Below are 24560 nucleotides of genomic sequence, written 5' to 3'. Positions count from 1 at the left end.
TTCCCGACCGCGTCAGTTGTCGTGGGGCACGGGGTCCCTGCGCATGAGCAGCAGGGCCATGTCGTCGCCGCCACCGCCCCGCTCCCCCACCGTCTCGCCGAGCCGGTCCGCCAGTTCCTCGATACCGTCGGGACCGTCCTCCACGGCGCGTGCCAGCCGTTCGAGTCCTTCGTCGAGCGTGGCCCCCGGCCGCTCCACCAGTCCGTCGGTGAAGATCAGGAGCGTCTCACCGGGAGCGAGAGCCGCCGGGGTGACCGGGTAGTCGGCGCCACCCCGCCTGCGCGAGACGCCGGTGATCCCGAGCGGCAGTCCGCCCTCGGTGTCGATGGTCACGCATCTGCCGGCGGCGTCCCGCACCATCGGTTCGAGGTGCCCCGCCCGGACGATCTGGAGCGCTCCTGTCGTCAGGTCGGCCTCCACGTACGTACAGGTCGCGAACCGGTCGGTGTCCAGCTCGTGGAGGAGGGTGGAGGCGCGCGCCATCGCCGTCGCGGGCGAGTGCCCCTCGGAGACGTACGCCCACAGCACGATCCGCAGCTGTCCCATGACGGCGGCGGCGTCCGTGTCGTGACCCTGGACGTCGCCGATCATCAGCCCGACCCGGTGGCCGGACAGCGGGACCACGTCGTACCAGTCGCCGCCGATGTCACGACCGGCCCTGGCCGCGCGGTAGCGGACGGCGATCCGGGCGCCGGGGACCTCGGGGATGTGGTGGGGCAGCATGGCCCGTTGCAGGCTGTCGGCGAGATCGTGCTCCTGCTCGAAGAGCATCGCGCGCTGGAGGCTCTGGGCGATGCTGCTGCTGAGTGTGACCAGCAGGTTGCGTTCCTCGCCCGTGAAACCGCCGTGCCGGGAGTACAGCATGCCGAGCGCGCCGATCGTCCTGCCCTGCACGATCAGCGGCAGATAGGCCCCCGAGGCGACCGGCAGGTGCTGGATGTGGTGCCACAGCGCGGGGAAGGAGCGCCGGAACTCCTCACGTGACGTGATGTAGCGGGGCCGGAGGGTGCGGACGACCTCGCTCATCGGGAACCGCGCGTCGATCCGTGTGTACTGGAGTTCCGGGACGTACAGTCCCAGCCGCCCCTCGGTGACGGTGTGCACGTGTCCGTTCTCGACGATGCCGAGCATCACGCTCACGGCGCCGAGGTTGCTCAGTGCCTCGGCGTCCTTGAGCGCGTCGGTGACGTCCCGCACGGTGTTCGCACTCGCCAGCAGGGCGGTGACCCGGCGGACCATGTCCGTGAGCCGCCGGCGGGTCTCGACCAGCTCCGTCCGCCTGGCCGCGTCGTCGAGTTCCCGGGTGGCGTCGCGCACGATGCCGATGGTCCGGCGGAAGTTGCCCTCCGAGTCGCGCAGGACATGGCCCTGGGTGTGGAGCCAGCGGCGCGACCCGTCACGGCATCGGATCCAGAAGTACGCGCCGTAGACGCTGCCGCCCCTGTCGAGCGCCCGCCGGACCAGTGTGTCCAGGCGCTCCACCTCTTCGGGCGGCACGCGGCTGGGGACCGCCATGCTGCCGTCGTGTTCGCCGGGCCGGAGATCGAACACCTCCAGGGCGCCGGGGTCGAGGTGCATGTACTCGCGGACGAGATCGATGTCGAAGCTGCCCATGCGGTTGTACGCGAGGGTGAGGTCGGGACCGGCGGGCCAGTCCGGCTCGGCCCCGTCGGGGAGTGGAAGGCCGGATGGCGGTTCGACACTCACGGGCCCCTCTTCCCAGTCGCGGGCACGGCGGGTCGGCTCGTTCTGCACCTTCTGGTGTCAATTGTGTGCGCGGCACCGGCACCGACCGCAAGCGGACGGGGCTGCCGGGTTCGCGCCGGTGGCGCTCAGTGGTCCGCCCGGCCGGGCTGCCAGCTGATCAGCCGCTGGAGTGCGGGGGCGTAGAGGTCCGCCAGCAGCTCCGGGGTGGCCTCCTCACCGGCGCCGGGCCGGTGGAGGCTGAGGGTCGCGCCCAGCCCGAGGAGCTGGCCGGTGATCAGCTCCGCCCTCAGCTCGCTCCGCTCCCCGCCGATGAGGCGGGCCAGCCGGGCGGTGACCTGCTCGCGGAAGCGCTCGCGCAGCAGGGTGCGCTCGTCCATGTTGCCGAGGGAGAAGACGACGCGCAGCAGGGGGTCGGAGTGGTTCTCGCGCCGCAGCCGGACCATGGTCACCACCAGGTGTCTGCCGAGGACGGGGGGCGGCGCGGCGAAGAGTCTGTCGGCGGCGGGGCCGAAGTCGGCGACGGTGTTGAACAGCCGTTCCTTCGTACCGAAGCGCTTGACGATGAGCGAGGCGCTGACGCCCGCGTCGGCGGCGATGCCCCGCATGGTCACCTCGGCGTACGGCCGCTGGGTGAACGCACGCCGCGCGGCCCGCAGAATCGCGAGACGTCCGGGGCCGGGGTCGGAGCCGGAATCCGCGTCGGAGCCGGGGTCCGGGCCCGCGCCGGGGTCGGTGCCCGATTCCGCTTCCGTTCCCGGGTCCGTTCCCGGGTCCGTCGTACCGTCGGCCGCCGGTCCGGTCGTCACGCGCCCTCCTCGGCGAACGTACGGCTTGCTGTCTGCTCCTTGCCGACGGTACCCGCCTCGGCGGTCACCGCGCGGCGGCCCGGCAGGCACAGGGTGACCGCCAGCGCGAGCAGGGCCGCGCCCGCCGCGATGAGGAAGACCAGCAGATACGCGTGCAGGGTGGGGGCGGTACGGCCGCCGGCCTGGAAGGTGATGTTGGCCAGTACGGCGGCCACCACCGCGCTGCAGAACGCCTGCCCGACGGATCGCATCAGGGTGTTGAGGCCGTTGGCCGCGCCGGTCTCGCCCACCGGCACCGCGCGCATGACGAGCGCGGGCAGGGCCGAATAGGCGATCGCGGTGCCCGCCGCGACGACGGTCGCGCCGCCGATGATCGGCCACAGGCTGTGACTGGTGAAGAAGCGCACCACGTACCCCACCGCCATCACGGCGGAGGCGAGCGCCAGGGTCGTCCTGGGGCCGTACTTGGCGGAGATCCGGGCGGAGACCGGCGACAGCGCCACCATCGCGAGGCCGCCGGGCAGCAGGCACAGTCCGCCCACGACGATCGACGCGCCGATCCCGTAGCCGGTGCTCGTGGGCTCCTGGACCAGCTGCGCCGTGACCAGGGAGTTCGCGTAGAAGGCGAAGCCGATGAGGAGGGCGGCGACGTTCGTGAGCAGCACGGCGGGGCGCGCGGAGACCCGCAGGTCGACCATGGGGGACGTGGTGCGCAGCTCGTAGGCGCCCCAGAGCAGACCCACGGCGAGCGCGGTCACGAGCAGCCCGACGGTGCGCGCGGAGGTCCAGCCCCAGTCCGCGCCCTGGGTCACGGCGAGGAGCAGGCTGACGAGGGTGGCGGACAGGCCGAGGGTGCCGATGGCGTCGAACCGGCCCCGGGAGCGCAGGGGCGACTCCGGGACGCAGCTCAGAACGAGCACGATGTCGATCAGTCCCAGCACGGCGGAGGCCCAGAACATGGTGTGCCAGTCGAAGTTCTGGACGACGAGGGCGGCGACCGGCAGGCCGACGGCGGCGCCGATCCCGAGGGTGGAGCTCATGAGGGCGACGGAGGACAGCAACCGTGCGGGCGGCAGCTCGTCGCGCATGATGCTGATGCCGAGCGGTACGACGGCGAGCGCGGCGCCCTGGAGCGCCCGGCCGGCGATCAGCACACCGATGTGGGAGCTGACGGCGCACATGACCGAACCGGCGACGAGGACACCCAGCGAGGCGATGAGGACCCTGCGCTTGCCGTACATGTCACCGACACGGCCCAGTACGGGGGTGAAGACCGCGCCGGTCAGGAGCGTGATCGTGACGAGCCAGCTCGCGGCCGCCGGGGTGCTGCCGGTCAGGGCGGGGACGTGCGGCAGCAACGGCACGACCAGCGTCTGCATCACGGCGACCACGACGCCGCAGAAGGCGAGCACCGCGACGAGGAAGCGGCGGCGGCGGCCCTCCACCGGTTCGAATCCGGGTGCCGGTGCCGGTGCCGGTGCCGGTGTCGGTGCCGTTCCGGGCGTGGGGCTCGGGCCCGAACCCGGCTCCGGTGTCGATGCTGCGGACATCTGCTCTCCGTCGTCTGCGGTGGCGGCCTCCGTGGCCGCGCGTCACGGAGGGGGGTGCACAAGCGTTCACCCCGAGGGTAAACAGACGTGCACCCCTTTGTCACATGGCATTTCCTCACCGATTGGCCCAATTTCGTGACCGAGGGTCGATTGACGCGTTGAACGTGCGTGAAGGCCGCACATCGTGCGGCTGTGCTCGAAACGTTCAAGGAGAAACTTGATGTCGCGTATTGCGAAGGCAGCTGCTGTTCTCGCCGGCACGGGCGCCGTGCTGGCCGGCGGTGCCGGTATGGCCGCTGCCGACGCGGGCGCCGAGGCCGCGGCCGCGGGTTCGCCCGGAGTCCTTTCCGGCAACGTGGTCCAGGTGCCCGTGCACGTCCCGGTGAACCTCTGCGGCAACACCATCGACGTGGTCGGCCTGCTGAACCCGGCGTTCGGCAACCAGTGCGTCAACGTCGACGGCAAGCACCACGGCGGCTACGGCCGCTGAACCTCCGCCGCCGCCCGGGGGCACACGTCCTCCGGCGCGACTGAGGCACCGCCGTACGGAAAGGCAACGGCCTCCCGCATCCGATGCGGGGGGCCGTTGTGCTGCGGACCCGGGCGTACGGGCCGGGCGGGCCGGGCGGGCCGGGTCCGCGCGAGGCGCCGGAGGCGCGCCCGCGCGGGGTCCCGCTCAGGTGTCGTAGCGGTACAGATTCCGGTGGCTGAGCATCTCCGAGGGCTTCGTGCGCCACGGCGGCATCGGCTCGTCCACGCTGATCGCCTGCCCTCGCCCCGGATCGTTCCCGCCCAGCTTCCGCTGCGGAAGATAGGTCGCCTTCGGGTGCTTCTTCTGCCAGCGGTCCCAGAGGAGGTCGACGAAGGCGTGGTGGAGCCAGAAGACCGGGTCGTGCGGCGCTGTCGCGCCCAGCATCTGGCCGCCCACCCAGCGGTGGACACGGTTGTGGTTACGCCATCGCGTCCTGTCGCTGCCCGCCGTCCAGCCTTCGAGGCGGTTGCGGAAACCGCGCGGGGCCGTCGAGTCCCAGGGGGCCGCGTCGTAGACCGACTCGTTCATCGCCCAGGCCAGTTCGTCCTTGGTGGGCAGCGCGATCGGTGAGGTGGGGCGGCCGAAGGCACGGACGAGGAACTTCCGCTCCAGCACGCCGTCGTTGATGGTCCAGTTGCCGGCCGCGTAGGCGAACGCCCCGGTGGTGACCTGCCCGTCGGACGAACGGCCGTCGCCGCCGAGGAAGTCCTCCGCCCACAGGGACGCGGCGGGTGTGTTGTCCGTCGTCCAGTCCCAGTACGGCACGGTCACCTTGGGGTCGATCCGCTGAAGCGCCCGCTCGAACTCCAGCAGATACTTGCGGTGCCACGGCAGGAACGACGGTGCCATGTGCGCGGCCCGCAGCCCGTCGTCGCCGTCGGCCCGGTAGTACCGGACATGCTGACGGACGAACTCGTCGTAGCCGCCCCGGCGTTTGAGCTCCAGGACGGCGCTGACGAAGCGCTTCTTCTCCGCACTGGTGAGATTGCGCTGATTCTTTCTGATGTGCACCGTGGAGGGTCCTCCCTGCGGTCAGTGGGATGCCGGTCCGGCGAGTGAGAGCTGGGCCCCGCCGAGGTCGTCGACCGCCGCGCGGGCGGTCGCGAGGGCGGTCGGGAACGACTCGTAGTGGTTGACCACACTGAGATGGCCGCCGTCGGCGCGGCGCATGATGTGCAGGGGCCGGCCGTCGATCAGTACGCCCGTGTCCGTTCCCTGGATGTGCCGGCCGCCGTACATCTCGTCGAACAGCTCGGCCTGCCCGGCCGGTTCGACCGGTTCGGCCGGTGGTCCGGCGCCCTCGACGGGCGGCGCAGCGGCGGTGCGGGGGTCCGCGCGCAGGACGGGCAGCAGGGCCGACGCCGTACCGCCGATCACTCCGAGGGCGAACGCGGCACGCAGGAAGAGCCGCCGGGAGCGGCCCGGCGGAGGCGATGGCGGAGACGCCGGGACGGGCTCGTGCGGTACGGGCGGGTCGTGGCGCCGGCTCGGCCCGGGTGGCGCGAGGGTCAGGGGGTCCGCAGGCCGCGCCTCCACGGGTCGCGCCTGCAACTGGGTACCGCCTGGCATGGCGAACCTCCACTCGTCCGCCGTGTCCCGCCGCTCGCGGGCGGCGGGGCACGGACACTGATCCGGTCCGGGGCAGCGAGGTCTCTGCCCCGAACCGGTCAACGAGGAGGTCGCAGAACAGTTCTCCGGACTACGTCCGATTGTCGTAGTGACGCCGAGGCGTCAGCAGCCGAGGTTGCCGCCGGGGGTGGTGCCGAGGATCTGGACGAAGCTCTGGTACTTGGCGATCCGGCTCTGGACCTGCGCGGGGTTGCCTCCGTTGCATTCGATACTGCCGTTGATGCTGCGGATGGTCTCGCCGAAGCCGCGGCTGTTGACCATGGCGTTGTGCGGGGTCATGGTGCCCGGACCGTTCTGGGTGTTCCAGTACCAGAGACCGGTCTTCCAGGCGACGGCCGAGTCGTTCTGGACGAGCCAGGGGTTGCCCAGCAGGTCGAGGCCGAGGGCGTCGCCCGCGGCCTTGTAGTTGAAGTTCCAGCTGAGCTGGATGGGGCCGCGGCCGTAGTACGCGGCCTGCCCCGCCGGGCATCCGTACCACTGCGAACTGTCGCAGTAGTGGGGGTAGTTGGCCGTGTTCTGCTCCACGATGTGGACCAGGCCGCCCGTTTCGTGGCTGACGTTGGCGAGGAAGGCCGCGGCCTCCTGGCGCTTGATGGTGTCGCTGCCGGTGGTCGCGAAGGCCGGGTAGGCGCTCAGCGCGGCTTTGAGACCGTTGTAGGTGTAGAAGGAATTGCGGCTCGGGAACATCTGGTTGAACTGCGCCTCGCTGACCACGAAGCCACCGGCGGGCGGCGGGTCGGTCGGGCCGCCGCCGCAGGCTCCGTTGTCGGCCCAGACGTCGACCGTGCCGGGTCTCTCGTTCTGGGTCCACCACTTGGCCGTCCAGTTGCGGCCGTTGTACGAGGCCGTGTCGCCGCCCCAGTAGACGGCGGACGCGTTCCATCCGGTGGCGCACGCGGCGGACGTGGCCGCCGCCGAGGTCGAGGCGGGCAGGAATACCGCGAGGGCCATGGCGGAGACCAGTGCGGTGAACAGGGCAAGAATTCGCTGTCGCAAGCGACTCACTCCTTCGCGCGGCCGCCGTTGAGCGACGGCCGCCATGGGGGTGAGGGAACCAAACCGGAACTCCCACTACCTGTCAAGGTCTAGACCAAGTGTCGAGTTTCGGCCGATCGCCAACCGGACCGGCCGTCACCTCACGCCCCGGGCAACGGGGATGAGCAGGGCTTGTCGGCCGTTCACCGCCCGGCGGAACCGTCCCACCTGCCACAACTCCCCGCGGCCCGCGGTGGTGTCGGCCCCGTCGCACCGTGGATGTGACGCGATCTCGCCCCTGGCCGACGCGGGAACCGCGGCGGACCGTCGGGTTCACCGAGGGACCGCAGGGCGGCGCCGGACGGCGACATGACCTCGGAGGGGTTCCCTCCACGTCCCGGTGCGCCGCACACGGGTGACGCCGTCACCGTTCAGTGGGCCGCCGGATCGGGCTCCGCGGCGGGGCCGGGAATGGAGCCACCGGCCGGCTCGGGGTGCCAGCTGTAGCGCACGTCCGGTTCGTTCTCCTCGTTGCCCCGGCCGTCGGTCTTCTCCACCGGGACGAAACCGTGGCGCTCGTAGAAACGCCGTGCGGGCCCGTTCACCTGGAACGTCCACAGCGACAGTCCGCCCGGCCGACGCCGCTTCGCCAGGTCGAGCAGGCGATCGCCGATGCCACAGCCCCGGTGGTCCGGATCGAGGTACAGCTGCTCGACGTCCCCGCCCTCGATCACCATCATGCCGACCACCGCCTCTTCGACGGTCGCCACCCAGGTCTCCTGGGTGGGCAGGACGATGTCGCGGATCCAGGCGTGTACCCGCTGTTCGCTGTGGGGGCGGGTGACACTCGGGAGCGCGGCCGCGAAGGACCTCAGCCACAGTCCGGAGATGTCGGACGCGTCGGCGGGCACCGCGCGACGGACGACGAGCGTGTTGGTCTGCACAGCGACCCATCCTGTCATCAACGGAGAATCACGGAACGATCGAGTCGATGTAACCGCCGTCGACACGCACCGCGGCCCCGGTGGTCGCGGACGCGAGAGGCGAGCTGAGGTAGACGACCATGTTGGCGATCTCCTCGGGTTCGATGAGCCGCTGGAGGAGCGACTGCGGCCGGTGCTCACGCATGAACTCGCGCTGGGCCTCCTCCCAGGGAAGGGACTTGTCGACGAGTTCGTAGACGAAGTCCTCGACTCCCCCGGTGTGCGTGGGGCCCGCGAGCACGGAGTTCACGGTGACGCCGCTGCCCGCCGCCGCCTTGGCGAAGCCGCGCGACACCCCCAGCAGCGCGGTCTTGGAGACCCCGTAGTGGATCATCTCGGCGGGGACGACGATCGCGGAGTCGCTGGCGATGTACTGGATCCGGCCCCAGCCGCGCTCCGTCATGGCGCCGAGACAGGCGCGCGTGAGCCGGACCGCGGCGAGGACGTTCACCTCGAAGTAGCGCCGCCACTCGTCGTCGCCGATCTCCAGCGCGGGCCGGGGGCCGAAGACTCCGAGGTTGTTGACGAGGATGTCCACCCGTGGCACGGCTTCGAGAACTCGCGCCGCGCCGCTCTCGGTGGAGACGTCCCCGGGCGCGGCCAGGAACTCCGCGCCGGGGGACTCGGCGCGCCGGCTATCCAGGGCGGCGGCCACGGACTCCTCGGAGCGCCCGTTGACCGCGACGCGGGCCCCCGCTCGGGCCAGCCCGGTCGCGATGGCCGCCCCGATGCCCTGCGTGGAGCCCGTGACGAGGGCGGTCCTGCCTGTGAGGTCGATCTGCACGTTCGGTTCCTTCCAGCTGTCGGTGGATCAAGTTCATTGTGCGTGGGGGTCCGTGGACGGCCCGGTCCGCGGACCGGGGCGGAGTGTCGGCTTCCGTCGATTTCGCATTCCGACCGGCACCAGCTCTTGAAGTGAACCCGACACTGTGTCATATATGTCTAGACCATTGCCCCTCGCCTTGGACGGAGGAGACGATCGTGCGACGGACCCCCACCCAGGTCGCGCTCGTTGCCGCTACCGCTCTCACTCTCGTCGCCTGTGGCGGCGGCGGTGACGACAAGGACTCACAGCCCCCATCCGCGCCGACCGGACTGACCGTCGAGGCCGGCAGCGCGCTGTCCGCCCACGTCATGTGGGAAGCGGCCAAGGACAATGTCGCGGTCAGCGGCTACGAGGTCTACCGAGGGGACACCAAGGTCAAGGATGTTCCCCCCGAGAAGCTGATGATCGACATCACCGATCTGAAGCCGTCCACCGCCTACTCGTTCTCGGTGCGGGCCAAGGACGCGGCCGGGAACCTCTCGCCGCACAGCGAGAAGAAGCCGGTCACCACGCCCGCAGTGGTCGCCGAGGACAAGGAAGCCCCCGCGAAGCCCGCGAAACTGCGCGGCAAGCACGACGGCTCCCACGGCGCCGAACTGACCTGGGGCGCACCGGGCAAGGGCCAGGGCATCACCTCGTACGACATCCTCCAGGGCGGCTCGAAGATCCACAGTGTGGGCGGCGACGCGACCTCGGCCAAGGTCACGGGGCTGCGCCCCGGCACCGATTACTCGTTCACGCTCCAGGCGCGGGACGCCGCCGACAACACCTCACCGGCCAGCGCGCCCGTGGAGATCAGCACCCCCAAGGGGCCCGGCGACGATCCCGACACGGCGCCCCTCGGCTTCAAGGTCGAACGGCACAAGAGCGCCGAGGACGGTGCCTACTACCTCGATCTGTCCTGGCTGCCCCCGAAGGTCGACGGCGAGGTGCCCTCGTACGAGATCCACCTCAACGGGAAGCTGACCACCACGCTGGTCTGGGGCAACAAGGCGCCGGTGGGCAGGACCACCGAGAGCGTCTTCGCGGGCAAGAAGCCCGGTGTCGGCTACAAGGTGAAGATCCGCGCCAAACTGCCGGACGGTGAGTGGGGCAGCTTCTCCCCCGAAATCACCATGGTCACCGGCGAAGCCAAGTCCTGACCGGCCGGCCGGTCACGCCGGTACCGCAGGTGTGACCGGCCGGGCAGGGCGGGTTCAACGGTCGGCGCTGCCGCCGAGAGGCAACGCGGCCTCCCGGCCCCGCACCCTCCTGGCCCTCAGCCTCGACAGCAACGGACGTCCCCGTCCGCCACCGCACGGGACCGGTTGGGACGTCCCGGCCGAACCGGCGGCCCGTGCCGGCTCGGCGGCCGGCGCCGTATCCGTGGCCGGTACGGGCATGTCCGCGCGCGCCGGCCGCGCCCGGGACGGCGCGTCCTGTGCACGCGCCGGAGTGGGAGCCGTACCGCTCGGACGTGGGGCCTGCCGGTCCCGTCGGGCATCCGCCAGCAGCGCGGTCAGGCTGGAGCGGTGCCAGCTGATCTCGTCCGGGTCGTCGGCGGTCAGCAGCCGCCCCATGACCTCGCGCCCGCCCTCCGACGCGGGACGACCCGGTGCGAGGTCCGGCCGCAGTCGGTTCAGACACGCGCGCTCGTACGGATCCGGGACCAGCTCGGCCAGTTGGACCGGGTCGAGCACGGACCCGACGATCGCCGCCCGCTCCCAGCGGTCGTCGCTCTCGTGCAGCAGAAGACCGATACGGCGACCGCGCCAGTTGCGCGGACGGCAGTCCTCCTCCCCCGGCGCCATCGCCCCGGCCGCGTCCGCCGCCCCGGCGTCGGGCAGCACGCCCCGGTCCGGCCCCGAGCCGCGGCGGACACGGCCGGTCCGCTCCCGTGGCCCCGTACACGTCCCGGATCGCGGCAAACGGCCCGTCAGCAAACCCGGTTCACCGCTCGCGAACGCGCGTAGCTCCTCGGCGAGATAGAGCCAGACAACCGCGCGGTACCGATTCAGATAGAAGCGCACCGGCACCAGATAGCCCGCACGCGCGAGCCGGGTGAAGCGGCCGGGGCTGATGTCCATCAGCTCGGCCCCCTCGGCCGTGCCCACCGTCCGCACCCGCTCGCGCAGCGCGCCAGGGAAACCCGCCGCCCTCCGCAGCCGCTCGACCTCGCCGCGCGGGACCCGGCGCCGGCCGCTCAGGGCCCCGCCCACGGTACGGACATGCCCCATCTGCGTCGCCAGCTCGAACTCGCCCCGCTTCAGACGCAGTTCCTGAGCCGCTCGACCGGCCGCGAGTGTCTCCGGGACTTCCACAACAGACATCTGCATACTCCCCCGTGAGTCGATTACTACTCTCGGTGACGACCGTAGTCCAGCTCCCGTTTCCTCGCCGGCCCTGTGGAAAACTCCCGGAACCCCTCAGACGTCGGTGACCGACGTGCGGCCCGACTGCCGTACCGCGATGCCGAGATGCTCGCCGACCCGGTTGACCATCAGCGTCATCTCGTAGGCGATCTGCCCCACATCGGCTTCCGCCTCGCTCAGCACGCAGAGGCAGCTGCCGTCCCCGGCCGCGGTGACGAACAGCAGCGCGTCATCGAACTCGATCATGGTCTGACGCGCCTTGCCCGCGTTGAAGTGCCGGCCGGAGCCCCGGGCCAGACTGTGCAGACCTGACGAGACAGCCGCCAGATGCTCGGCGTCCTCGCGCGCCAGACCGGAACTCGCACCCGTCACCAGCCCGTCGTTGGACAGGACCAGCGCGTGCCGTATGGGCTCGACCCGATTGGTCAGATCTTCCAGAAGCCAGTCAAGTCCGTCTTCCAGCGCCATTGGTGACCACTCTCCCCGTTCAGACAGGTACCGCGCCCTGTGCCCCGTATCTCCCCCGTCGTTCGCAAGCCTCGCGCACCGACCTGCTCACGGGCAAGCGATCCAGCGACCCGGGAAAGTCACATGGAACCGACCGTTCCCGGCACTGAAACGATCAATATCGGGCCAGGTCGTATGCCTTCGCAATGCATCGCACCGCAGCCGTCGACAGACCGCTCCCCTTGCGCAGACTCAGGCACCGGGCCACCACTTCCGCCGATTCACCACCGCAACGCAATCCCTCGATCCTGTGACCTGTCACGGCCGACTGAAACGAACACAGGATTACGGCCACTTTCCGGACGTCTGCTCATGTCTGCCGTCAACTCGAACTTTCCGCCACCAATTCGCGCCACCGGCGGCCCCGTAGGGTGACCGGGAATGGGCCTACGCGGCGTCGCGCATCACGTCCCTGCGGATGCGCGCGCAGGAGTCGTTGATCAGCCGCGAGACATGCATCTGCGAGATGCCGAGGTGCTCGGCGATGCTGCTCTGCGTCATCCCGAGGAAGAACCTCAGATAGAGGATCCTCTTCTCCCGGTCGGGCAGCCGGCGCAGCCGCGGCTTGACGGCCTCCCGGTCGACCACGGCGTCCAGCGCCTCGTCCCAGGCGCCCAGCGAGTCGCCGAGTGTGGGGCCCTCGTCCGGGGAGGACAGGCTCGCGTCGAGCGACAGCACGTGGAAACAGTCCATGGCCTCGACGCCCAGGACCACCTCGCCGTGGGTCATTCCCGCCTGGAAGGCGATCTCGTCGACCGTCGGCGCGAGAACGCCGTGCCGCTGGGCCAGTTCGTCGCGGGCGTCCCGCACACGGGCCCGCAGTTCCTGGACACGCCGTGGCACATGCACGGACCACAGGCGGTCGCGGAAGTGCCGCTTGAGCTCTCCCGTGATCGTGGGTACGGCGAAGCTCTCGAACGCGGTGCCGCGGTGCGGGTCGTACCGCTCCACGGCCTTCACCAGTCCGATCGCGGCGACCTGCCGCAGATCCTCCAGGGCCTCGCCCCGGTGCCGGAACCTGCCGGCCAGCCTGTCGGCCATCGGGAGCCAGGCGCAGACGATCTCCCCACGGGTCCGGTCCCTCTCGGGGCCGTCCGGCAGTCCGGCCGCCCGTTCGAAGGCCGCGGAGGTGTCGGGGACGTCCTCGTGCCTCACCCGGTAGGCCATCACCCGAGGGGTCATGATGCCTTCAGCTCCTCGCTCGACGCGGCGTCGTCACCGGAGGAGCACACAGCGGCCACCGGGCGACGCCCGGAGCGGTACGCCGCTCCGCGGACGTGCCTCCTGCTGTCCGAAGCACGCCCAGCGTGTGCCCCTGAACACCCCCGGCAAACAAGGAGGTTCAGGGGCCCGCGGGTTCCCGGCTCCGAGGAGCGCGGGCGCGTCTCTCAGCCGCTGTGGTCCGGTTCGGCGCCGTGCCAGACGGTCGTGATGTTGCAGAACTCGCGGATCCCGTGGTCCGACAACTCCCGTCCGTACCCGGACCGCTTGACGCCGCCGAAGGGCAGCGCCGGATGGGACGCGGTCATGCCGTTGAAGAAGACACCGCCCGCCTGGAGATCGCGCACGCAGCGCCGCATGTCCGCCTCGTCGCGGGTCCATACGTTGGAACTCAGGCCGAACGGAGTGTCGTTGGCGACGCGCACCGCCTCGTCGAGATCGGTCACCCGGTACAGGGTGGCGACGGGGCCGAACGCCTCTTCGTGGTGGATGCGCATGTCGGGGGAGACATCCGTGAGGACGGTGGGTTCGTAGTACCAGCCGCTGTGCGGTCCGTCGGGGCGGCGCCCGCCGCAGCGGGCGGTGGCACCGCGGTTGACCGCGTCGTCGACCAGTTCCTCCAGGTCGGCGCGGCCCTGTTCGCTCGCGAGCGGGCCGACGTCGGTCGACTCGTGCATCGGATCGCCGACGGTCAGCTTCCGCATCCCTGCGACGAATCGTTCGCCGAAGGCGTCGTAGACGTCGGCGTGCACGATGAAGCGCTTGGCCGCGATGCAGGACTGGCCGTTGTTCTGCACCCGGGCGGTCACCGCGGTCCGCGCGGCGCGGTCGACATCGGCCGAGGGCAGCACGATGTACGGGTCGCTGCCGCCGAGTTCGAGAACGGTCGGCTTCACCTCGTCACCGGCGATCGCGGCCACGGAACGACCGGCCGGCTCACTGCCCGTCAGGGTCGCCGCGGCCACCCGGCGGTCGCGCAGGATGCCCTCGATGGCGTCGGACCCCACCAGCAGTGTCTGGAAGCAGCCCTCGGGAAAACCCGCCCTCTTGAAGAGGTCGCCCAGATACAGGGCGGTCTGCGGGACGTTCGACGCGTGTTTGAGGAGGCCCACATTGCCCGCCATGAGGGCGGGGGCGGCGAATCGTACGACCTGCCAGAGCGGGAAGTTCCACGGCATGACCGCCAGCACGACGCCCAGCGGGCGGTAGCGGACATACGCGCGCCGGGCGCCCGAGTCCGCCACGTCGGCGTCCCGCGGGTGCTCGTCCGCGAGCAGACCGGGGGCGTGGCGCGCGTACCAGCGCATCGCCTTGACGCACTTCGCCGCCTCCGCGCGGGCCGCGCCGATCGGCTTGCCCATCTCGGTGGTCATGGTGCGGGCGATGTCGTCACCGTCCTCTTCGAGGAGGTCGGCGGCCCGGTTCAGCAGCGCGGCCCGGTGGTCGAAGCCGGTGGTGCGGTGCTGCTCGAACGCGGCAGCGGCCACGGCCAGCCGCCGCTCGATCTCGTCGGACCCGAGGGCGTCGAACGTCTTCAGGGTCTCGCCGGTGGCTGGATCGACCGTGGCGATGGGCATGGGACAGTCCTCCTCCGATTCGGTGCTTCGACAGTCGCGCGGTACGCACGGGCCCGCAACGCGGGCGGTACGCGGGGATCAACCGCGGGGGATCATGTGCCCATGACCCACGACCACACACACGTACAGGAATTCTTCGGGGTCCGGGCGGCGGACTGGGACGCGCGCTTCCCCGACGACGGCCCGGCCTACGCCGCCGCGGTGGCCGCGATGGGGCTGCGTCCCGGCGACAGCGTCCTGGACGCGGGCTGTGGCACGGGCAGGGCGCTGACCGCCCTGCGGGCCGCCATCGGGCCACGGGGGACGGTGCTGGGGGCCGACCTCACCCGCGAGATGCTCGCGGCCGCGGTACGGAGCGGTCGGGACGCGGTCGGTGCCCTGCTGCTCTGCGACGTCGCACGCCTGCCGCTGCGCCCGCACTCGGTGGACGCGGTCTTCGCGGCGGGACTGATCGGCCATCTGCCGGAGCCGGCCGCGGATCTGCGGGAGCTGGCCAGGGTGGTACGACCGGGTGGGCGGCTGGCGCTCTTCCATCCCGTCGGCCGGGCCGCGCTGGCCGCCCGGCAGGGCCGCCGGATCACACCGGACGATCTCCGTGCCGAGGGTGTGCTCCGTCCGCTGCTGGCGGGTGCGGGCTGGCGGCTGCTGTCGTACGTGGACGAGGACGAGCGTTTCCTCGCGCTCTCGGTGCGCGAGGGCTGACTCACCGGGACGGCCGTACCGAGTGCGCCGTCACGCCGGCGGGTATCGAACCTGTGTAGGAGGCGGGGGCCAAGGATGTGCGGAAGGTGGACGGACGATGTTCGACAAGCTGCGCGGACTCTTCGTATCGAACCGGATCGCTCAGCCGGTCGCCGAGCCGGCCGCGTCGTCCCAGAGCCGGAAGCGGCAGCACAACCTGTTCGAGGCCGCGGCCACCTATGTGGCGGCGACCGCCGACGACGACCAGGACCGGATGGACGAGGCGTCCGGCTGGGTGTCGCCCGAGGCGCTGTCGTTCGGGGTCAGTGAGCTGGCCTGCCGGGCGGTGATAGCGCTGGCGCGGGAACGCGACGAGTCGCCCCAGACGGTGGCGCGCCGCCTGCTCGGACTGCCCGCCGCCTGACGGCGGTGCCCGGAGCGGCACGGAGGGCCGCGAGCCCCTCGACGGCCGGGCGGCCGACTGGCTAAGGTGCGCCGACAACCGATCGGACACGACCGATCGGATCGGGAGGTGCCGTGTCAGGTACGGACGAATCCGCCGATGAGGACGCGCTGTTCGTGCTGTCGGCCGTACTGCTGACACCGGCGCGGTTCCCCAGCGTGCTCGGGGACGATTTTCCCGAGGCGTGCGCGGCCCTGGGACTGGAGCCGTGCGACCACGGGTACGGGCTGGTGCTCGGCCAGGACGGCACCGGCGCGCGCTGGACGGTGGCCGTCGACGACGTGTCGCTGGTCGCGGTCGCCATCGCCGCCTGGGACTGCGGTATGGAGTACGACCTGTCTCCGGACGAACGTACGGTGGTCGCGGCGATTCCGGGCTGGCCGCTGGCCCTGGCGGTGGCGGCGCCCGGGGTGCCCGCGCCGCACGACCCCGAGCCGGAGCCGGGCGAGGAGGACGACGGGGCGAGACCCTCGCTCGCCCCGCCCGACACGACGGGCTGGGGGCCCGCGCAGCGCCGCCTCGGCGCGGACGAGATCGCGCTTCAGTGGGAGGCGTGGCGTGATCAGTTCGACCACGAGGACGAGCCGGAGCGGGCCGGGGCGGGCACGGACGCGGGCACCGGCGCGGAAGCGGCCGAGGACGCGGACGCGGCTGCCGCCGACGACGGGAGCGCCACGGACGGCGCGGACGGCGGCGGCCCGGGGATCGGCCACGACGGGATACGACGCGTACTGAAAGAACTGCACGGCTACCTGGAGTCACCGCCGCCGCCGGGCCGGGTCCGCTCCGGTTTCGCGCCCGCCGGCGCGCGGATGCTGCGGGCCGACGGGCCGGGCTGGTCCCTCGTCGCGAGGACCGACGACATGGCCTACATCCTTCTGGACGACGAGCCGAACGAAGTACTGCCGGTGGGCCGGGGGCCCGAGCTGCCCAAGCTCCTCGAAGCACTCGACAGGATCGCGATCCGCCCGTCCTGACGGGCCCGGTCGGCGCTCGGCGCTCGGCGAAGCCCCCGTACGCAGTCGGGACCTTGTCCTGGTCCACCGTGCCGTACGGGGGCTGTTTTCGCAGGTCAGCGTGGGGTCAGCGACCGATCTCCTTGCGCGTGACGCGCTTGAGCCGACGACGCTGCGACGGGTCGAGCATCAGATAGGCCACCGCGGGCACGCCGAGCACCACCAGCAGCGACATCCAGAATCCGATGAATGGAATCAGGAGAAGACCGACGGCCACTCCCCCGACAGCGATCTTTGCCCTAGTCGACATTTTCGACGCCTCCTTCGCGGCCGAGGCCGCTCCCTGCTCATTGAACGCTCACGGGCGTCCGCCAGTTCCACTATGCAGCGCCCACGTGCGTGGCGCCCCGATGGAGCGGTGCTCCGTCGTGCGGATCAGGCGGATCGCGCGGATCAGCCGGTTCAGGCCGCGGCGCGCAGCGGTGCCCCGACCTCGTGCAGATGTCCGAGCGCCTGCCGGTACGAGTCGACCAGGCCCGTCTCCACGTAGGGGACGTCCAGCGCGCGGCAGTGCGCGCGGACCAGCGGCTGGGCGAGCCTGAGGTGGGGTCGCGGCATGCTCGGGAAGAGGTGGTGCTCGATCTGGTAGTTCAGACCGCCGAGGAACCAGTCGGTGAGGAGCCCGCCGCGGATGTTGCGGGAGGTGAGGACCTGTCGGCGCAGATGTCCCCAGCTCGCGAACTCCTCCTCGGTGGGGATCTTCATGCCCTTGTGGTTCGGGGCGAAGGCCATGCCGAGGTGGAGGCCGTAGATCATCTGGTGGATCAGCAGGAAGACGACGGCCTGGCCGACGCCGAGAGTGGTGAAGAGCAGCGCGAGATAGGCGACGACGTGCGTGAGGAGCAGCGAGCCCTCAAGGAGGCGCTCACGCGGGCTCTGGCGGCTGACGCCTCGGGAGAAGACGCTGCGGAATCCGTAGACCTTGAGGGCGATGCCCTCCAGCGTCGTCAGCGGGAAGAACATCGCGGCCTGGTGACGGGTGAGCCAGCGGCGCAGTCCCCTGCGGCCCTCGGTCTGGTGCTGCGCGAAGACGAGGATGTCGGCACCGACGTCGGGGTCCTTCTCCAGATGGTTGGGGTTGGCGTGGTGCCGGTTGTGCTTGTCGTTCCACCAGTCCTGGCTCATTCCGAGCAGAAGGTTGGCGTGCAGGAGCTGGACGAGCCGGTTCCGTCCCCGGGTGGCGCATATCTGGGCGTGCCCCGCGTCGTGCGCGACGAACGACATCCGGGCCGACAGGAGCGCCAGCGGCGGGGCCAGGAGGAGCGCCCACCAGGAGGCTCCGAGCAGCACCATGCCGGTCACGACCGCGGCGAGCCCGAGCAGGTTGACGGCGATACCGCGGGCGTACCAGGCGGTTCGCCGTTCGAGCAGGCCCTGTTCCCTGACCGTCCGTAGAAGGGGCGCGAAGTCGCTGCCGCCTGTGCGGGCGGCGGCGGGGCCCGGGGTGGTGGTCTCCGCGACTGCTGCGGGGGCCTGGGGCATGTCGGTCTCCGGTCTTTGGGCCGACGATCGATATCGATCGTTGAGGTGTGAAAAGGGAGGTCTGCGAGGCCGTTCGGGTGGCGCCGTCGAAGCTTGATCACGACGCCCGGTTGAAAACTACGCGGAGCCGCCCCGCGGGGGCCATGCGGCCAACACCCCGAGGTGACGGGGGTTCTTCCCGACCGAGGGGGTGGGGCTTCCTACACCCCCGTGACGGCTCATGATTCTTGTCACCGCCGGACGCCACCCATCGGCGGCGGGAGCGAGGTACCCTCGGCCGCTCCACCTTCACTAGTCAAACTTGAGGAATGTGTCATCGCCGTACACAGGCCCCCTGCGGCTACGCCCTCCCAGATCACCGGACTCGCGCGCTGCCACGTGCTCTTCCTCCCCTCCGACCCGGCCCGTGCCGGCCGGATCGCCTTCTGGCATCCCGACGGCACCGCGCCCCCCGAGTGGCCGGTCCCGGCGGACACCCCGGACTCGGCCGACCCGACGGACCTCGCGGACCTCGTGGACCCGACCGAGCCGACGGCGTCGGTGGTCACCGGGGCCTCGGTCGGACAACTGACCGTCGTCGGCGACGACGTGCGGCTCCGTACGGTTGCGGCCCTGCTGTTGCCCGTACGGGACGCCGTGCCCGTACTGACCCGCGCGAGGGCGTCGGCGGACGCCTCGCCCGCGGCGGCCTTCTGGGGCGCGGCGGCGCTCCTCGCCCTGCAACTCGCCGCGCGCGGCAAGCTGTTGCCGGGACTCTCGACGGCCGGCCACGACGCCTGGCGGGCCGGGCCCGTCGCCGCCGACGACCTGGAGCGCGTCCGCGCGCTCGCCGCCTCGATGCCGCCCACCGCCCACGCCGTACCGCTCGACCCCGGGGCGACCGGTCCGCTCCTGCTCGCCGATCCCGAACGGTTGGCGCGGCAGTTCCTCGACGCGGTCGCCGACGGTCTCGTGCGCACGCCCGCCGCGCGCATCGCCTCGGGATCGCCCGCCTTCGCCGCTCCGGAGCCGCGCAGGCTGCCCGAACTGCGGGGCTGGGCCGCCGACGTGGCGGCCGGGCACGACGCGGGCGTACGACTGTCGCTGCGGATCGAACTGCCCGGCCTGGCCACCGCGCCGGACGACCCTCCCGAAGAGGGCGGCTCCCCCGACGGCGACACCCTCGGATCCGCCGCCGCGTTCCGCGCCGTCGTACAGATGCACAGCGTCAGTGACCCGACGGTCGTCGCCGACGCCGCCGAGGTGTGGGCCGGTACGGACGGCACGGGCGCCACGGGCGAGGCGTTCGGCCCCCGGGCCCGGATGGGCGCCCTGCTGGCCCTGAGACGCGCCGCGCGCGCCTGGCCGCCCCTGGCTCCCCTCCTGTCGGCCACCGTGCCCGACGCGATCGACCTGGCCGACGAGGAGGTCACCGAACTGCTCGGGGAGGCCTCCCGGGCACTGGCGGCCACCGGTGTCCAGGTGCACTGGCCGAAGTCGCTGGCGCGCAAGCTGACGGCGCGCGCCGTCATCGGCCCGCCCGACGACGGGCCGGGCTCCGGCCCGTACGGGAACCGGCAGGGCACACCGCACGACACGCCGGGTTCCCTCCAGGGCGACGAGGACGACACGCACGGGACCGGGCGGCCGGACGGCAGCGGTTCGAACCTGCCGTCCTTCCTCTCCGCCGACGCGCTGCTCGCCTTCAACTGGCGCTTCGCGCTGGGCGACCGGGAACTCACCCGCGCCGAGCTGGACCGGCTCGCCGAGGCGACCCGCCCCGTCGTACGGCTGCGCGACCAGTGGGTCCTCATCGATCCGGAGGAGGCCAGACGTGCCCGGGAGGGCCGGGACCGCAAGCTGACGCCCGTCGACGCGCTCGGCGCCGTTCTCACCGGGTCCACCGAGGTGGACGGCCGCCGGGTCGAGGTGGAGGCGTCGGGATGGCTGGAGGCGCTGCGCGAGCGCCTGGCCGACCCGGAGGGCACGGACCAGGGGATCGGCCAGCCGGCGGCGCTCACGGCCACCCTGCGCGACTACCAGCTGCGGGGACTCAACTGGCTGCACCGGATGACCTCGCTCGGTCTCGGCGGCTGTCTCGCCGACGACATGGGGCTCGGCAAGACCATCACCGTCATCGCGCTCCATCTGCACCGCCGGAGCGAGGAATCAGCCGCGGGACCCACCCTGGTCGTCTGCCCGACGTCGCTGATGGGCAACTGGCAGCGCGAGATCGAGCGGTTCGCACCCGGCACGCCCGTCCGCCGCTTCCACGGCGCGTCGCGCGGCCTGGACGCCCTCGCGGACGGCGAGTTCGTCCTCACGACCTACGGCACCATGCGGCTGGACGCGTCCAAGCTGGCCGCCGCCGAGTGGGGCATGGTCGTCGCCGACGAGGCGCAGCACGTGAAGAATCCGTACTCGTCGACCGCCGCCCAGCTGCGCACCATCGGTGCCAGGGCGCGCGTCGCCCTGTCCGGCACCCCGGTGGAGAACAACCTCTCCGAGCTCTGGGCCATCCTCGACTGGACGACACCGGGCCTCCTCGGGAAGCTCCCCGCCTTCCGCGCGCGCTACGCGCAGGCCGTCGAAGGCGGTGACCCGGCGGCGGCGGAGCGGCTGTCCGCGCTCGTACGGCCGTTCCTGCTGCGGCGGCGCAAGTCCGATCCCGGCATCGCCCCCGAGCTGCCTCCCAAGACGGAGACCGACCGCGCGGTGTCGCTCACCACGGAGCAGGCCGGGCTCTACGAGGCGGTCGTACGCGAGACCCTCGCCGCCATCTCGGAGGCCGGCGGCATGGAACGGCGCGGCCTCGTGATGAAGCTGCTGACGTCGCTCAAGCAGATCTGCAACCATCCCGCGCAGTTCCTCAAGGAGGACGATCCGGCGCGGGTCGCGGGACGTTCGGGGAAGGTGGAACTGCTCGACGAGCTGCTCGGCACCATCCTCGCCGAGGGGGCGAGCGTGCTCGTCTTCACCCAGTACGTACAGATGGCGCGGCTGCTCGAACGGCATCTGGCGGCGCGTGGTGTCCCGACGCAGTTCCTGCACGGGGGCACGCCGGTACGGCAGCGCGAGGACATGGTGCGGCGGTTCCAGGAGGGCGAGGTGCCCGTCTTCCTGCTGTCGTTGAAGGCGGCGGGCACCGGTCTGAATCTGACCCGCGCCGAACACGTCGTGCACTTCGACCGCTGGTGGAACCCGGCCGTCGAGGCCCAGGCGACGGACCGCGCGTACCGCATCGGCCAGAGCCGGCCGGTGCAGGTGCACCGGATGATCGCCGAGGGCACGATCGAGGACCGGATCGCGGACATGCTGGCCCGCAAGCAGCAACTGGCGGACTCCGTGCTCGGCGCCGGCGGCGAGGCGGCCCTGACGGAACTGACCGACGACGAGCTGGCCGATCTGGTCGAGCTGCGAGGGAGTGCGCGATGACGGGAGCCGGCGGCGGACACGGCGGCGGACACGGTACGGAAGGGGCCGAGCGCACCTTCGTCGCCCTGCCGCCCGCGCGGGGCCGCGCCTTCGCGCGGACCTGGTGGGGTCAGGCCTGGCTGAAGGCCCTTGAGGACACGGCGCTCGACTCGCAGCAGCTCAAGAAGGGACGCAAGCACGCGCGTGACGGCGCGGTCGGCGCGGTGTCCGTACGGCCGGGGAGGATCACGGCCGTCGTACGGGACACGGACGGCACGGCGCAGCGCGGCGACGTGCTGTTGCAGCAGCTCAGTACGGAGGAGTGGGACCGGTTCCTGGACATGGCGGTCGAGAGCGCGGGGCACATCGCGGCGCTGCTGGACCGGGACATGCCGCCGCATCTTGTGGAGGACGCGGCGGGCGCCGGGGTCGAACTGCTGCCCGGCGTCGGTGATCTGGAGCCGGAGTGCGCCTGTGACGCCTGGGACCTGTGTCCGCACACGGCGGCGCTCTGCTATCAGGTGGCGCGACTGCTGGACGAGGATCCGTTCGTCCTCCTGCTGATGCGCGGCCGGGGAGAGCGGCAGCTGCTCGACGAGTTGCAGGCGCGCTCGGCGCGTGCCGCCCGGACCCGGGGTCCGGCAGAGGGCACGGTCGCGGGTGGGGGCGCGGCGGAGGAACCGGCGGGCATACGCGCGGACGAGGCGTTCGCGGCCCGCAGCATCCTCCCGCCGCTGCCCCCTCCCCCGCCGGTACCCGAGGAGCCCGGTCCGCCGCCGTCCCTCCATACGGAGGCGGAGCCGCCGCCCGGGATCGACGCGGACGCCCTGGAGTTCCTGGCGGCGGACGCGGCGGGACGCGCGCTGCGGCTGCTGACCGACGCGTTGTCCGCCGGGCACGAACGGCAGCCGCTCGACGACGAACTGACACCCCGCGAGGACGCCGTGCGGCTGGCGGCCTCCACCCACGATCCGCTGATCGCGGTGCGGCTCGCCGGGGGGACGGGGCGGCAGCGCGCCGAACTGGACCTGGCGGTCGGCGCCTGGCGCCACGGGGGCGCCGCGGCGCTCTCCGTACTGGAAGAGGAGTGGCAACCGGAGCCCGAGGCCCTGGCCCGCGCGAAGGCCGATCTGGCGAGGGCCTGGGAGGACGGTGAGCGCCCGCGGCTGCGCGCGGGTTCGGGCGCCCGCTGGACGGTCGTAGGGGCGGACGCACAGCTCCGCTACGGGCGCGACGGCCGCTGGTGGCCGTACCGCAGGGCCGGGGCCCGCTGGGCCGCTTCGGGACCGCCGGCCGCCGATCCGGCGTCGGCGCTGGCGAGCGCGCTGGCGAGAGCGGGGGCCTGAGCGCCGGGGGGGGGGGGGGGGGGGGCCGGCCCCCCCCCCCCCCCCCCCCCCCCCCCACCCGCCCGTCCGGAACCGGAGCTGACCCCGGCCCCCGCGCCCGGCACGCGGCGGGCCGCACGGGGCGCCGGGCGGGCCGGGGACGCGAGAGCCTTGCCCGGTGGCGCACGCGGGGCGACGATGGTGGAGGCCGGGCAGTCGTGGCCTCGGGAGGCCGAGTTGACCGACACATGGGTGGCCCTGGAAGAAGGAGCGGATCCGGCGGAGCGGCGCGGAGCGCTGCGTCGCGCGTACGAGTCGTTCGCGACCGCCGGCCGGGTCGAGCGTCCCGTACGCCCTGTGGTGGCCGATTCCTGGCAGCGTTCCGCCCGCGCGCGGGTCCGTCCCGAAGGGACGGCCAGTGTCGAGCTGTCCGACGACGACCTCGGCGCCCACCGGGAAGCGCACCCGCTGACCCGTGTGATGCCCCTGTTCCGTGAGCTGATGGGCGCCTACGCGTCGGACGGCGAACATCTGATCGCGGTGTGCGACGCGCACGGACGGCTGCTGTGGGTCGAGGGCCATACCGCGACACGCGCACAGGCCGGCGGGATGAACTTCGTACCGGGCGCCCGCTGGTCCGAGGCCGCGGCGGGAACGAACGCCCCGGGCACCGCCATCGCCGTCGACCGGCCCGTCCAGGTCTTCGCCGCCGAACACTTCCTGCGGCCCGTGCACCCCTGGACCTGCGCCGCGGCTCCGATCCACGACCCGCGCACCGGACGGCTGCTGGGCGCCGTGGACATCACCGGCGGCGACCGGCTGGCCCATCCGCACAGCCTGGCGTTCGTGGGCGCCGTCGCCAGGGCCGCCGAGTCGCAGCTCGCCCTGCTGGCGCCACCGCCGGCCCCCGGGACCGTACAGCTGTCGGTCCTGGGACGGGACGAGGCGCTGCTCACCGTGGACGGCCGCAGGACCCGGCTCAGCCGCCGCCACAGCGAGATCCTGACGGTCCTCTCCAACCGCCCCGAGGGCGTCTGCGGCGACGAACTGCTGATGGAGCTGTACGAGGACGAGTCCGTCACGCCCGTCACCCTGCGCGCGGAGCTGTTCCGGCTGCGCGGACTGCTCGGTCCCGACCTGCTGCGTTCACGCCCGTACCGGCTGACGGCTCCCGTCGACACGGACTTCGGCACCGTCACCAGGAGGCTGGCGTCCGGAGCGGTCACCGGTGCCATGGGCGCGTACGCCGGACCCCTGCTGCCCGCCTCACTGTCCCCCGCCGTCGTACGGCTGCGGCGCAGACTCGACGGTCAGCTCAGGGCGGCCCTGATCGCGCGCGGGGACCCGGGGCTGCTGGCCGACTGGGCGTACAGCCCCTGGGGTGAGGACGATCTCGCGGTGTGGCGCGCCCTCGCCGAAGCGCTCCCGGCGCGGCAGCGCCCGTCCGCCCTCGCACGCGTGCGTGAGATCGACGCGTGGCAGGCGACCGGCCCGTCCGGCGGCTGACGACGGGCTCGCGCACGGGAACGTGCGCGC

The 24560-nt window shown here is 72.1% G+C and carries 21 protein-coding genes and 1 pseudogene; 8 read left to right on the top strand and 14 right to left on the bottom strand.

Annotated features, from left to right (window positions below; all coding sequences use genetic code 11):
- Nucleotides 1–36: 36 nt before the first annotated feature.
- The 3 genes and pseudogenes from ACZ61E_RS22030 to ACZ61E_RS22020 form a co-directional block, all read right to left on the bottom strand.
- Nucleotides 37–1707: pseudogene (locus ACZ61E_RS22030) on the bottom strand (SpoIIE family protein phosphatase); the annotation flags it as partial.
- A gap of 125 nt (nucleotides 1708–1832) precedes the next feature.
- Entirely contained in the window at nucleotides 1833–2513 is a 681-nt protein-coding gene (locus ACZ61E_RS22025; protein WP_469701529.1) for a TetR/AcrR family transcriptional regulator, read from the bottom strand.
- Complete coding sequence (locus ACZ61E_RS22020; RefSeq protein WP_469701528.1) at nucleotides 2510–4063, bottom strand: MFS transporter; 1554 nt, start codon at nucleotides 4061–4063, stop codon at nucleotides 2510–2512. The genes ACZ61E_RS22025 and ACZ61E_RS22020 overlap by 4 nt, the downstream gene beginning before the upstream one ends.
- A gap of 220 nt (nucleotides 4064–4283) precedes the next feature.
- Here ACZ61E_RS22020 and ACZ61E_RS22015 point away from each other — a divergent pair, with 220 nt between their 5' ends.
- Entirely contained in the window at nucleotides 4284–4553 is a 270-nt protein-coding gene (locus ACZ61E_RS22015; RefSeq protein ID WP_469701527.1) for a chaplin, read from the top strand.
- A gap of 186 nt (nucleotides 4554–4739) precedes the next feature.
- Here ACZ61E_RS22015 and ACZ61E_RS22010 read toward each other — a convergent pair whose 3' ends face one another.
- From ACZ61E_RS22010 to ACZ61E_RS21990, 5 genes are all read right to left on the bottom strand, one after another.
- Nucleotides 4740–5606: a tyrosinase family protein gene (locus tag ACZ61E_RS22010; protein WP_469701526.1), complete on the bottom strand. Its 867-nt coding sequence runs from the start codon at nucleotides 5604–5606 to the stop codon at nucleotides 4740–4742.
- Between the two features lie 21 nt (nucleotides 5607–5627).
- Complete coding sequence (locus ACZ61E_RS22005; RefSeq protein ID WP_469701525.1) at nucleotides 5628–6164, bottom strand: tyrosinase family oxidase copper chaperone; 537 nt, start codon at nucleotides 6162–6164, stop codon at nucleotides 5628–5630.
- A 162-nt stretch (nucleotides 6165–6326) separates the two neighbouring features.
- Nucleotides 6327–7175, bottom strand: a complete 849-nt coding sequence (locus ACZ61E_RS22000; protein WP_469701550.1) for a glycoside hydrolase family 19 protein — start codon at nucleotides 7173–7175, stop codon at nucleotides 6327–6329.
- 455 nt (nucleotides 7176–7630) lie between these two features.
- Entirely contained in the window at nucleotides 7631–8161 is a 531-nt protein-coding gene (locus tag ACZ61E_RS21995; RefSeq protein WP_469701524.1) for a GNAT family N-acetyltransferase, read from the bottom strand.
- Nucleotides 8162–8171: 10 nt separating this feature from the next.
- On the bottom strand, nucleotides 8172–8966 hold the full coding sequence (locus tag ACZ61E_RS21990; RefSeq protein ID WP_469701523.1) for an SDR family NAD(P)-dependent oxidoreductase: 795 nt from the start codon (nucleotides 8964–8966) through the stop codon (nucleotides 8172–8174).
- A gap of 197 nt (nucleotides 8967–9163) precedes the next feature.
- On the opposite strand from ACZ61E_RS21990, the gene ACZ61E_RS21985 reads away from it, so the two are divergent.
- A complete protein-coding gene (locus tag ACZ61E_RS21985) occupies nucleotides 9164–10150 on the top strand; it encodes a fibronectin type III domain-containing protein (protein ID WP_469701522.1) in 987 nt (328 codons plus the stop codon).
- A gap of 54 nt (nucleotides 10151–10204) precedes the next feature.
- Here the strand turns inward: ACZ61E_RS21985 and ACZ61E_RS21980 are convergent, their stop codons facing one another.
- The 4 genes from ACZ61E_RS21980 to ACZ61E_RS21965 form a co-directional block, all read right to left on the bottom strand.
- Entirely contained in the window at nucleotides 10205–11317 is a 1113-nt protein-coding gene (locus ACZ61E_RS21980; protein WP_469701521.1) for a DUF6397 family protein, read from the bottom strand.
- Between the two features lie 96 nt (nucleotides 11318–11413).
- The gene (locus ACZ61E_RS21975) at nucleotides 11414–11827 is read right to left on the bottom strand and encodes a roadblock/LC7 domain-containing protein (RefSeq protein ID WP_469701520.1); all 414 of its coding nucleotides are present in this window, start codon (nucleotides 11825–11827) and stop codon (nucleotides 11414–11416) included.
- 426 nt (nucleotides 11828–12253) lie between these two features.
- Nucleotides 12254–13048 carry a SigB/SigF/SigG family RNA polymerase sigma factor gene (locus ACZ61E_RS21970; protein ID WP_469701519.1) on the bottom strand — a complete coding sequence of 265 codons (795 nt, stop codon included), beginning with the start codon at nucleotides 13046–13048 and terminating at the stop codon, nucleotides 12254–12256.
- Nucleotides 13049–13254: 206 nt separating this feature from the next.
- Entirely contained in the window at nucleotides 13255–14664 is a 1410-nt protein-coding gene (locus ACZ61E_RS21965; RefSeq protein ID WP_469701518.1) for an NADP-dependent succinic semialdehyde dehydrogenase, read from the bottom strand.
- A gap of 102 nt (nucleotides 14665–14766) precedes the next feature.
- Between ACZ61E_RS21965 and ACZ61E_RS21960 the strand changes: the two genes are divergently transcribed.
- The 3 genes from ACZ61E_RS21960 (at nucleotide 14767) to ACZ61E_RS21950 (ending at nucleotide 16785) form a co-directional block, all read left to right on the top strand.
- On the top strand, nucleotides 14767–15366 hold the full coding sequence (locus ACZ61E_RS21960) for a class I SAM-dependent methyltransferase (RefSeq protein WP_469701517.1): 600 nt from the start codon (nucleotides 14767–14769) through the stop codon (nucleotides 15364–15366).
- Nucleotides 15367–15463: 97 nt separating this feature from the next.
- Nucleotides 15464–15769: a hypothetical protein gene (locus ACZ61E_RS21955; protein ID WP_469701516.1), complete on the top strand. Its 306-nt coding sequence runs from the start codon at nucleotides 15464–15466 to the stop codon at nucleotides 15767–15769.
- A gap of 113 nt (nucleotides 15770–15882) precedes the next feature.
- Nucleotides 15883–16785: a hypothetical protein gene (locus tag ACZ61E_RS21950; RefSeq protein WP_469701515.1), complete on the top strand. Its 903-nt coding sequence runs from the start codon at nucleotides 15883–15885 to the stop codon at nucleotides 16783–16785.
- A gap of 106 nt (nucleotides 16786–16891) precedes the next feature.
- On the opposite strand, the gene ACZ61E_RS21945 is transcribed toward ACZ61E_RS21950, so the two are convergent.
- Both ACZ61E_RS21945 and ACZ61E_RS21940 read right to left on the bottom strand, forming a co-directional pair.
- Nucleotides 16892–17074 carry a hypothetical protein gene (locus ACZ61E_RS21945; protein ID WP_147877946.1) on the bottom strand — a complete coding sequence of 61 codons (183 nt, stop codon included), beginning with the start codon at nucleotides 17072–17074 and terminating at the stop codon, nucleotides 16892–16894.
- Nucleotides 17075–17226: 152 nt separating this feature from the next.
- Nucleotides 17227–18306 (bottom strand): fatty acid desaturase family protein, encoded by a 1080-nt coding sequence (locus ACZ61E_RS21940; RefSeq protein ID WP_469701514.1) that lies wholly within the window; start codon nucleotides 18304–18306, stop codon nucleotides 17227–17229.
- 378 nt (nucleotides 18307–18684) lie between these two features.
- On the opposite strand from ACZ61E_RS21940, the gene ACZ61E_RS21935 reads away from it, so the two are divergent.
- From ACZ61E_RS21935 to ACZ61E_RS21925, 3 genes are all read left to right on the top strand, one after another.
- On the top strand, nucleotides 18685–21720 hold the full coding sequence (locus tag ACZ61E_RS21935) for a DEAD/DEAH box helicase (RefSeq protein WP_469701513.1): 3036 nt from the start codon (nucleotides 18685–18687) through the stop codon (nucleotides 21718–21720).
- Nucleotides 21717–23045, top strand: coding sequence for an SWIM zinc finger family protein (locus ACZ61E_RS21930; RefSeq protein ID WP_469701512.1), 1329 nt, complete (start codon nucleotides 21717–21719; stop codon nucleotides 23043–23045). Before ACZ61E_RS21935 ends, ACZ61E_RS21930 begins: the two co-directional genes overlap by 4 nt.
- Before the next feature lie 216 nt (nucleotides 23046–23261).
- On the top strand, nucleotides 23262–24530 hold the full coding sequence (locus ACZ61E_RS21925) for a winged helix-turn-helix domain-containing protein (protein WP_469701511.1): 1269 nt from the start codon (nucleotides 23262–23264) through the stop codon (nucleotides 24528–24530).
- Nucleotides 24531–24560 lie beyond the last annotated feature (30 nt).

It is taken from the genome of Streptomyces sp. NPDC104581 (assembly GCF_055583685.1).
The sequence above is the reverse complement of the archived record's forward strand: the minus strand, read 5'-3'. Positions and strand labels throughout refer to the sequence as shown.

Coding starts and splice junctions, on each gene's coding strand:
- ACZ61E_RS21980 (WP_469701521.1), bottom strand. CDS start 11,317: ATGTCTGTTGTGGAAGTCCCGGAGACACTCGCGGCCGGTCGAGCGGCT.
- ACZ61E_RS21995 (WP_469701524.1), bottom strand. CDS start 8,161: ATGACAGGATGGGTCGCTGTGCAGACCAACACGCTCGTCGTCCGTCGC.
- ACZ61E_RS21965 (WP_469701518.1), bottom strand. CDS start 14,664: ATGCCCATCGCCACGGTCGATCCAGCCACCGGCGAGACCCTGAAGACG.
- ACZ61E_RS21970 (WP_469701519.1), bottom strand. CDS start 13,048: ATGACCCCTCGGGTGATGGCCTACCGGGTGAGGCACGAGGACGTCCCC.
- ACZ61E_RS21960 (WP_469701517.1), top strand. CDS start 14,767: ATGACCCACGACCACACACACGTACAGGAATTCTTCGGGGTCCGGGCG.
- ACZ61E_RS22020 (WP_469701528.1), bottom strand. CDS start 4,063: ATGTCCGCAGCATCGACACCGGAGCCGGGTTCGGGCCCGAGCCCCACG.
- ACZ61E_RS21955 (WP_469701516.1), top strand. CDS start 15,464: ATGTTCGACAAGCTGCGCGGACTCTTCGTATCGAACCGGATCGCTCAG.
- ACZ61E_RS22015 (WP_469701527.1), top strand. CDS start 4,284: ATGTCGCGTATTGCGAAGGCAGCTGCTGTTCTCGCCGGCACGGGCGCC.
- ACZ61E_RS21945 (WP_147877946.1), bottom strand. CDS start 17,074: ATGTCGACTAGGGCAAAGATCGCTGTCGGGGGAGTGGCCGTCGGTCTT.
- ACZ61E_RS21940 (WP_469701514.1), bottom strand. CDS start 18,306: ATGCCCCAGGCCCCCGCAGCAGTCGCGGAGACCACCACCCCGGGCCCC.
- ACZ61E_RS22000 (WP_469701550.1), bottom strand. CDS start 7,175: ATGGCCCTCGCGGTATTCCTGCCCGCCTCGACCTCGGCGGCGGCCACG.
- ACZ61E_RS22005 (WP_469701525.1), bottom strand. CDS start 6,164: ATGCCAGGCGGTACCCAGTTGCAGGCGCGACCCGTGGAGGCGCGGCCT.
- ACZ61E_RS21930 (WP_469701512.1), top strand. CDS start 21,717: ATGACGGGAGCCGGCGGCGGACACGGCGGCGGACACGGTACGGAAGGG.
- ACZ61E_RS21975 (WP_469701520.1), bottom strand. CDS start 11,827: ATGGCGCTGGAAGACGGACTTGACTGGCTTCTGGAAGATCTGACCAAT.